At 46.5% G+C, this 8,851-nt stretch carries 8 protein-coding genes and 1 pseudogene; 4 read left to right on the top strand and 5 right to left on the bottom strand.

All coding sequences use genetic code 11. The features are described from left to right. The first annotated feature begins 20 nt into the window (after positions 1 to 20). Entirely contained in the window at positions 21 to 860 is an 840-nt protein-coding gene (gene yidC, locus OCU21_RS10000; RefSeq protein WP_261807265.1) for a membrane protein insertase YidC, read from the top strand. A 24-nt stretch (positions 861 to 884) separates the two neighbouring features. After that, positions 885 to 1,769 (top strand): RNA-binding cell elongation regulator Jag/EloR, encoded by an 885-nt coding sequence (gene jag / locus OCU21_RS10005; RefSeq protein WP_261807266.1) that lies wholly within the window; start codon positions 885 to 887, stop codon positions 1,767 to 1,769. 347 nt (positions 1,770 to 2,116) lie between these two features. On the opposite strand, the gene OCU21_RS10010 is transcribed toward jag, so the two are convergent. Both OCU21_RS10010 and OCU21_RS10015 read right to left on the bottom strand, forming a co-directional pair. Next, the gene (locus OCU21_RS10010) at positions 2,117 to 2,308 is read right to left on the bottom strand and encodes a hypothetical protein (RefSeq protein WP_261807267.1); all 192 of its coding nucleotides are present in this window, start codon (positions 2,306 to 2,308) and stop codon (positions 2,117 to 2,119) included. Between the two features lie 105 nt (positions 2,309 to 2,413). Continuing rightward, positions 2,414 to 2,926: a hypothetical protein gene (locus OCU21_RS10015; protein ID WP_261807268.1), complete on the bottom strand. Its 513-nt coding sequence runs from the start codon at positions 2,924 to 2,926 to the stop codon at positions 2,414 to 2,416. A gap of 639 nt (positions 2,927 to 3,565) precedes the next feature. Between OCU21_RS10015 and OCU21_RS10020 the strand changes: the two genes are divergently transcribed. Both OCU21_RS10020 and OCU21_RS10025 read left to right on the top strand, forming a co-directional pair. Beyond that, positions 3,566 to 3,928 (top strand): BlaI/MecI/CopY family transcriptional regulator, encoded by a 363-nt coding sequence (locus OCU21_RS10020; RefSeq protein ID WP_261807269.1) that lies wholly within the window; start codon positions 3,566 to 3,568, stop codon positions 3,926 to 3,928. Between the two features lie 11 nt (positions 3,929 to 3,939). Beyond that, positions 3,940 to 5,112 carry a M56 family metallopeptidase gene (locus tag OCU21_RS10025; protein WP_261807270.1) on the top strand — a complete coding sequence of 391 codons (1,173 nt, stop codon included), beginning with the start codon at positions 3,940 to 3,942 and terminating at the stop codon, positions 5,110 to 5,112. A 334-nt stretch (positions 5,113 to 5,446) separates the two neighbouring features. Here OCU21_RS10025 and OCU21_RS10030 read toward each other — a convergent pair whose 3' ends face one another. The 3 genes and pseudogenes from OCU21_RS10030 to OCU21_RS11310 all read right to left on the bottom strand — a co-directional run. Further along, positions 5,447 to 5,929 (bottom strand): hypothetical protein, encoded by a 483-nt coding sequence (locus OCU21_RS10030; protein WP_261807271.1) that lies wholly within the window; start codon positions 5,927 to 5,929, stop codon positions 5,447 to 5,449. 60 nt (positions 5,930 to 5,989) lie between these two features. Next, positions 5,990 to 7,639: an FtsX-like permease family protein gene (locus OCU21_RS10035; protein WP_373875486.1), complete on the bottom strand. Its 1,650-nt coding sequence runs from the start codon at positions 7,637 to 7,639 to the stop codon at positions 5,990 to 5,992. 87 nt (positions 7,640 to 7,726) lie between these two features. Next, a pseudogene (locus OCU21_RS11310) lies at positions 7,727 to 8,181 on the bottom strand (ATP-binding cassette domain-containing protein); the annotation flags it as partial. Between the last annotated feature and the right edge of the window lie 670 nt (positions 8,182 to 8,851).

The following is an 8,851-nucleotide window of genomic DNA, read 5'->3' on the forward strand; positions in this document are numbered from 1 at the left end:
CGATTCGTGAGGGAAAATTAGTGAAGAAACGATCGCAGTTAAAGAAAATCATTTTACTGGTCGCAATTTTGAGTTTGGTTTTGGTTTTGACGGGCTGTTCTAATTTGAATGAGCCGATCACCAAGAGTAGCGCCGGATTCTGGGACCATTATGTTTTGTACCCCTTCTCTTGGTTTATTTTGAAGATCGCCTCGATCTTAGGCAATAGCTACGGCTGGGCCATCGTGGTCTTTACGATCATCGTGCGGATCGTCTTGTTGCCGCTGAACCATTTCAGCACTAAGAACATGAAGAAGCAACAGGAGATCCAACCAGAATTACAGGCATTGCAAAAGAAATATTCTGGAAAAGACGTGGAAACACAGCAAAAATTGCGGACTGAGACCCAGAAATTGATGTCCGAGGCCGGCGTCAATCCGATGATGGGCTGTTTGCCGATGCTGATCCAAATGCCGTTCATGTACGCTTTATACCAAGCGATCTGGCGGACGGAAGCCTTGAAGCAAGGGACTTTTCTCTGGATGCAATTAGGGGAAAAAGACCCTTACTATATCATGGCGATCTTAGCTGGGCTGTTTACCTTTTTGAGTACTTACATCAGTAACTTGTCCATGCCGCAAAGTGGCTCAACAGGCAAGATCATGATGTATGTGATGCCATTGATGATCATGATCCCCGCCTTGAATATCGCTTCGGCGATGTCGCTTTACTGGGTCGTTTCCAACGCGTTCCAAGTGGTCCAAACTTTGATCTTACAAAACCCATTCCAAGCGAAACGGGAACGGGAGGCCAAGGAAGCGGAAGCCAAGGAGAAAGAGAAGGCTTTACGGCGCGCCTGGAAACGAGCGCGGCGCCGCTAATCGAGAAAGGGGTCGCTCAACATTATGGCACAGTATGAAGGAGTCACAGTGGCCGTGGCAGTCCAAAAAGGTTTGACTGCCTTGGGCCTAGAAGAATCAGAAGCAACGATCACGATCCGCCGCAAAGAAGCGAAAGGCTTTTTGGGTTTTGGGCGTAAAAGCGCGTTAGTCGAAGTCGAGATCTCGGCGGAGACCGTCGCGAGGCGGCAAGCTGCCCAGAAAAAAATCGAAAAAGAAATGCGGCAAAATATTCGCACCGATGCGCAAAATGACCCGCAACGGCAGCAAAAGGTCGTGAATGCGCCAACAAGTGGCGCCGCAACAGCTACGGCAACGCGGCCAGTCAAGCCAAGAGCAGCGGCGGCGCCAAAAGCGGCTGTCATTGAACAGACGCCAGCTGCCCACCCCACATCACGGGAAGCGGAAGATCGCAATGATGAGCAAGCAGTCAAGGAGCTGGCTTTATATTTGACGGACTTGACCAAGCGTTTAGGCGCGCCTTCATTGGTTCGGATCGATCGTCAAGGTGATGAGCGCCAAATCATTTTTCACTTAGATACGGCTAAGGAGGGGTTGTTGATCGGCAAGCATGGTCGTTCGATCAATTCACTTCAATACATCAGCCAAACTTTCTTTAATCATCGTGGCCGTACCCATCAAGCAATCGTGCTCAATGTTGGTGACTATCGGGAGCGGCGGGAACGAGTTTTGGCTTCCGTCGCCAAGCGGACCGCGCGCAACGTGATCGCGGATCATCAGGCGGTCTATTTGGATCCGATGCCATCATTTGAACGCAAGCAGATCCACACGCTTTTAGCAGATAGTCCTTATGTCGAGACTTATTCCGAAGGGGTCGATCCGGAGCGTTACGTGGTCGTCGTCCCGCGGAAAACCGTCAAATTACCTTAGGGCTGTTGGTGGTTGGCGCTATATTGAGGTTTTAGGTCATCGGGTTGCTAGCTTCAATGAAGTGAAGTTGACCACGAGTTGCTCTATACGGTCTTACTTATGCGCAGACACAAATAAATTTTAGACTCATAAAATACGCCTATTGGCACTGATCAGCGTTTGGTCAGTCAGCAGTAGGCGTGTTTATTTTACTTATTTTGCGGTGAACAAAATCGGGGTAAGCTCCTTTTGGATCAGGTGGCTTGCCCAGGTTTGTCTGCTTATTTCGATCGTCGTGTGGTTGTTGTTGATCTAGCGGAGGCAGATCGGCAAGTGCTGATCCACCGGTTATTTGGATCCGATACTGGTCATTTTTTGGTTCGGTAGCTACTTTTCCGTTGTTTAAGGTAATTTAGTAGCGTGATCATGACGCAGATGGCGAGTATCAAGATGGTAAAGCGTGGTGGCAAATCGAACACTTCACCAACGACCCAGCCGACAGCCAGCACAAGAAGAATAAGCAGATCTTTGGTTCCGGTTTCAGATTCTTTTGAGTTCATCAGCTGTCTCCCTAGTCAGTTTGTCATTATTTTTGTTTGATCCTCATGATCAAAGTAACGGTCATTTAATTATTTTATTTCTCGGCACTATTTTCGGGTCTGGGGCTAATCCGGTTTTGAGCGTAGTTGGTCCCGAATCAGATAAGTGGTGATCAACAGGAGTACTGGCCCGAAAATACTGGCGTCGATCGTGATCGAGCCTAATAAGAGGTCGGGAATCATGAAGCCGATCGTTAGGATCAGGGCCCAAACCTGCGGAGACCAAATGCGCTGGATCAGTGCTAAATCGAATCTTTCATTTTGAATGAAGAATCGTAGCACTTTCTTGAAGCGCAGGGCAATGATCAGGTAGATAAGAACGCAGAGTACACGCAAGAAAATCGCGAGTGCGAAAACAGTTTGGAGCACTTGTCGGTGAACTAGGTGGGTAGGATTAGTCAGCGGTAGATTGGGATAATTGATCAATAAATTGAGGGAGCTGAGATCACCGCTATTAAAAATTTGCCAGATGATGTAGATAAGGATGCCTGTGAAAGTAATCAAGATGATCGCGAGTAGGATTATCGTTATATTTAACAATAAATCGATCCAACGATAACGCCTTTGTTGGGTAACCATTAATTATTCCCCTTCCTTTTCTTAGTGATTCGTTAGTGAGCCGGTGAATCAAACGAGTTTTTAGCTTGGTGTCCTCGACGTGAACATGATCTAAGTAGGAAGCCGGTGTATTTCACTCGTTGTTCTGATTTCTTATTGACATAACTAGGCTGATTCAGCTACCATCTGCTGGCCACTGCAAACGTAACTGACTTAATATTGTTTACAAGAAAATCGTTGCGCTAAAATGAGCTTGAAATCGATTTCAAAATAACCTTATCACAACCACAATTAATTGTCTGGATTTTTTTTAATTGAATCATCTCGATAAAACTCGGCAACTGACTTAGTTCAGAGTCGTTCTGTATTTTCTTCTGAAATTCCAGGATAAAGGCCAACCATGGACAGTCGCTTATTTTGGTCGACTTATGCACTTGGATCAGATCAAAAATCAAAACCGTTTTTTGATAATTGTTTTTTTGATCGATTTAGTTTAATATTGTCTTATAAAGAATCAAACATGACCGGAAAGCGAAGATCGTGTGCAATTATTTTGTTTTGGCCCGTTGATTAAAAGGATCGGTGTCAGACTAACTCGGACAGGAATTAAGGTTAAAGCGTTGTGGCGGCAGTTGGCGCTTATTTTTGGAGGTCTTTTTTTTGGAAAAATATACATTTACTAAACGTGAACTTCAGGTTTTACAAATTTTGTGGGCCAGTCCAGCAGCGTTATCTGCGAAAGAGATCGCTGAGGCTGATCCAAATTTAAGTCAGAATACCGTCTTGACCGTGCTTAAGAAGTTATTGGCGAACGAGTTCGTCGAGGCCACAGGTGTTGGTTACAGTGGTACTGTCTTGGCCAGACAGTTTGCGCCTGTGCTGACCAAGGAAAAATATTTAGAGTCGTTGGTAACCAGAAAGGACATGCTCAAAGTGGTTTCGCACTTCATTAGTGACAGTAACGATGACGAACTGGATGCCCTTGAGAAATATATCAAGGAAAAGCGTCAAAATAAGGCTTAAGAGGTGTTCAGATGCAATTCTCGTTATTCTCTTTGCTGATCTCATTGCTGACCGTTTTTATTTTGGTCGTCATCTTTGATCTGATCCTCAATAATTCTTTTCTTTTCAAGAGTTTCCGGATCGATTTCTTATTGGCCTTTTGCGTGGTTTTGGTGCTGAGGATCCTGTTTCCCGTAGAGTTCCGGAGTACGCGCACTCTTTTCTCCACCAAGATGCTGCCGGTGATTTATCGCTGGTTGCGTCAGCCCGTCCCACTGATCGGTGGGATTCATTTGACGATCATCCAACTCTTATTGGTCTTGTGGATCGTTAGCGCGGCAAGCTATCTGATCTATTGGTCAGTGAAGCAGTCGCTGGTCATGCGGAAGATGCGGCGACTATTAAGTCTTGTGACCCCAGAACAATATCATCCAGCAGGGACATCTGCTCGCCCAGTCAAGATGTACTACATTGATATCGAGCTTTCACCATTCACAATGGGCTTGCTTCATCCGGTGATCGTGATCCCAGAATCCTTGAAAGATTCACCGGATCTAACCTTTATTCAGTACCATGAATGGCGTCATATCAAGAACAAGGATGCTTGGGTCAAGTTCCTGATGGGCCTGATCAGCTGTGTCTATTGGTGGTTTCCGCCGATTCACTGGTTTCAGAAACAATTGTTGCTGGTGCTTGAGATCCACGTGGATAGCCAAGTGCAGCGCTTCTTCGCTAACAGCGAGAAAGATTTTCAATACGCGGAAAGTTTGGTTGATATTTCGCGCCGTTTAAATCAGCACGTGGCCAACCAGCAACGGCATTCGGTGATCCAACCAGCGTTGTCCTCAGCTTTCTCGATCGTTGAAAGTCACACCTTATCGAAACGGATCAATTTCCTGCTTGAGGAGCATCCAAGCAAAAATACGCGCGCCCTGACGCTTTTATTCACGGTGGCGTTGATGTATCTGGCGACGGCGATCATCGTGGTGCCTTATTATGCCGATTCCGAACTGCTCAAAGGCACTGGGGAGATTTCTGAAGATGGTAAGGCTGATGATTACATCCTTAAGCAGGGGGCGACTTACTATTTGATCCTCGACAGCAAGAATTACGGGAGGATCACGAATATTCATGACGAAAGCATTCAAGAACTTAAGATACGAGAGGAAGAAGTAGCGGATATAAAGAATGTCCCAACAGAGTAAATGGCGCTATTTCGTGGCGGCGTTCTGCGTGTGGCTCAAAAAATTGCCCAGATCCGTCTTAACCACGCTGGCTGAGATTTTTATAAATGATAACCGTCCCTGCCCTGAGGCTGAACGGTTATTTTTTTATTGCGGTTCATTTCGCTTTGCTTGGTAAGTTTTGGCGATGCTCCTGAGCCAACAGCCAATGCCTATTTAGGTTACCAAGCTGGTGACGTTGGCTAACCGCGCAAGGCTAAATTCAATTCTGCCCAGAAGCGTCAGCAAGTATGTTACAAAAAGAGCAGGATCCTCAGAGGTAACTTTCTGCAGGATCCTGCTCTTTGATTGGCGGTCATTCTGATTGGATCGGTAAGCTCCGGCGCTGATCATATTTGGTGGCGTCGGTATAGTTCTCCTGTCTCGTCGCGCCCTGACCACAAATTCTCGTCCCGCTGACAAGGTAATAATTCTTGATTGGCGTGTTTGTCCCTAATTCTCGACCGATGCTATTGGTAATATCACGATCGACTTGGCTTTCCTGTTTGAAACTGAAAACTTCCATGACATAAATATAGGCGTCATTACCAGATTGGGTTCCATCCACGACGAAGATCCGCCGATGCTTGCCGATATCAGCGTTACCCTTAAGCCACAAATGATCCCCTTTCTGAACAAGCTCGATCTGGTCAAGTTTATCTAGGGCGATCACTTTCTGGGTGCTTTCCCGATAGCGCAACAGCAAGAAGCCGCCCACAACCAGCAACGCGATGACGCCTATGAAGGTTAGGAAAATCTTGAGACTCCGATACTTGCCTGAGCGCTTTTTCTTATTCATTGATCGCCAAACCTTTCTGAACAAATGATTATTTTAGCCTTCAGTTGCTTAAATACTTGATCAGTGATTCAAATAATACTTCAGGTTCTTCTGCTTGACCCCACTGATCCCCCACAAGATCGAGATCAACAACATCATCACGACTAAGAGGAACAGCGCCCCAATATTTTCGGGAGCGAACAGGTAGATGAACAAGCGGGCACTACTTAATTTGCTTAGCAAAAACCGATTGAGTAAGGCGCAGATACCGCACGAAATGAGGAAGTAAGCGCCAAACAAAAGCCCGTTCTCCAACGCGATCACTTGGAAGATATCTTTGCGCTGATAACCGAGGCTGTACAAAATCGCCAATTCACGACTGCGGCCGTTGATATAACTCTTATTCAAGAAACAAATCAAGACACCGGCAATCAAAGCAATCGCCACAGAACCACCGATCAGGATCCAAATCAACTGCCGATAGATGACGCCTAGCTCACCATGGCGGAGATCTTCCTGAGAAGTGATCTTGTAAGCGGGGTACTTCATTTGTAATTGTTTCGTCAACCGCGGGACGTCGGTGTCGTGATCAGCCACGATCAACATTCCTTGATAGCCGGTACCGATGGCCTGCTCGTATTGCGTGTAACTTGCAATGAGGTTCTGGCTGACCGCGGCGGTAGCTTCATCCTCAGTCAGGAGATCACGATAATATTGGTAGTTCTCCTGATCGAGATAGGCGGTCCTTTCATCTTCGGCGGCATAACTCACATAAATTGGGTACTTAGCGCTCAAACCATGGGCATAGTCGGTATTGTAGACACCGGCGATCCGGTAGTTGTGCTTCTTAGTTTGGCGATCTTTCCGAACATTTAGGGTCATGGACTTCCGCAAAACTTGGCGCAGATCCGTGGTGTGGTACTTCTGCAAGACAAGGACGTCGGGAATCAAGATCTCGTCACTGCGATCGTGGGGATAGTTCCCCGCGACGAGGTCAATGTTGGCTTCATTGAAGTCGCGAATGACGCTTTGAGGCGTGGACAACATGTTGAATTCAAAGGTGATCTCATCAAGCTTATTATTCAGCTGTTGATAACGTTGGATCAACGGGTCGAATTCTGCTGCTAAATAGGTCAATTTGAGTGTGTTCCGATGAAAATCATATAAGTTGACCCCACCTGGATTGAAGGGCGTCACACTTGCCACCCCAGTCAGCTTACGCGCCACGGTAAGGTCGGCCTGGGAAAACCCGATCCGCTTGCCATCGAAGGAACTAACAATGCCTTCTTTACGATAACGGGCACGGGTCTTTCGATTCAGATCTTGCGTATCCAGTGTTATTGCCCGCTCACTGATCCCGCCGAATGAATTCTTAAAGGATAAGGTCGAGCTGGCGCGAAAAGCCGTAAAGCTTAGAATAAAGGCAGAAATAATAATAATGATCGGGATCGCTAAGAAAAATAAACGCCGCTTGGTGTGGCGGAGATTCGTCCAGGTATAGCTGAACAGATGTTTCTTGGCGGCCGGAGGGATCGTCGTTGGTGTCGCTGATATGATGTCCCTTGAAGCGTCATCTGGCGCCTCTTCTGGTCGACTGCCCTTCGTCAAAACCAATTGCTGGTCTTGTAATTGATAGACCACGTCGGCGAACTCCGCCACCTGCGGATCATGGGTAATGATCAGGATCATGATCCCTTGTTGGCGTAATTGATCCAAGTAGGTCATCGTCATTTTGATATTCTCTTGGTCAAGGTTACCGGTGGGTTCGTCCAGCAAGAGGATCTTCGGTTTCGCGATCACCGCGCGGGCGATGGCCAGTCGTTGTTTCTGACCACCACTTAAGTCAGCGACGATCGCCGTCTTGAATTGGGTCAACTTCATGGTAGCGAGCACGGTTTCGATCTGTTGGTCCGAATAATCACCAGACAAATGTAAATTGTCGTAAACCGTTAAGTTCTCCAGCAGTTTGTAATCTTGGAAGACCATCCGCATTTCTTGTTCGCGAATGATCGCCCACTGCTTCTTGGTCAGTTCGGCCGCATTGTGCCCCAGTAGTTGATAGTGGCCTTGATAATCGTTATCAAGGCGAAAAGAATATTGAACAGCGTGCTCTTACCACTACCGCTGGGTCCGATCAAAGCATAGATCTTCTGAGGTTCGGTGAAACTGGCATTGGCTTGGGCTAGCACCACTTGTCGCTTGTATTGTTTCGAAAGCCCGGTCAATTCAATCATCATTACGCATTGCTCCTGCTCTGATCTGTGATCGATCATTATTTAAAAAAGGGCCAAGTCAAATTGGCTCTAAGAAAGTCGGGTGTTATTCGCTCAACCAAGAGACATGAGCGCATCTGGGAGAAATTGCGACAACACCGCAATGGTCAACGGTCATTGCGGTGCTGCTTTTTGAAGACCTGATCTGCCGCATTGGCCGTACCGACTACCGAGCCCGTTCAAATCATACTTGTATTTCGGTATCAGTTTCGGTTGAATGTAGCAACAGTTCTGGTGATCACTAATAGTAAAGATGCTTACCACTAATAGCTGATTCCAAATTTATCTAATTAATTAGCTTACTCACAATTAGCTTAGCACTAAAACAGCCGGCGGTAAACGTTTTCGTTGGTTTTCTCCGGCTTCTGTGGTCCCTAAGCGTTTTTGTCAGAACGACATCGTTAGAAAAATATCACAAATTTAGAAGGGGGTCCGATTTTTATAAAAGGATCATTTATTCGTTTTCCTGCGGGGTTCGCGCGGCATTGGATCGAATGGATGGATTTAGCAGCCGGTGAACCTTTTGCTTCATTAGAGGTTGCCGGTGATTTGTAACAGTGGGTGCCGGGCCTTAGTGTAAAGTTTTACTCGGAAGGTCAATGTCAAAGAATAAATTATTTAAAGATAAAGTTGACAAAAGAAGACCGCAGCCCTCTAATTGAGTTACCAA

The organism is Lapidilactobacillus luobeiensis, from assembly GCF_024345205.1.
Taxonomy (GTDB): domain Bacteria; phylum Bacillota; class Bacilli; order Lactobacillales; family Lactobacillaceae; genus Lapidilactobacillus; species Lapidilactobacillus luobeiensis.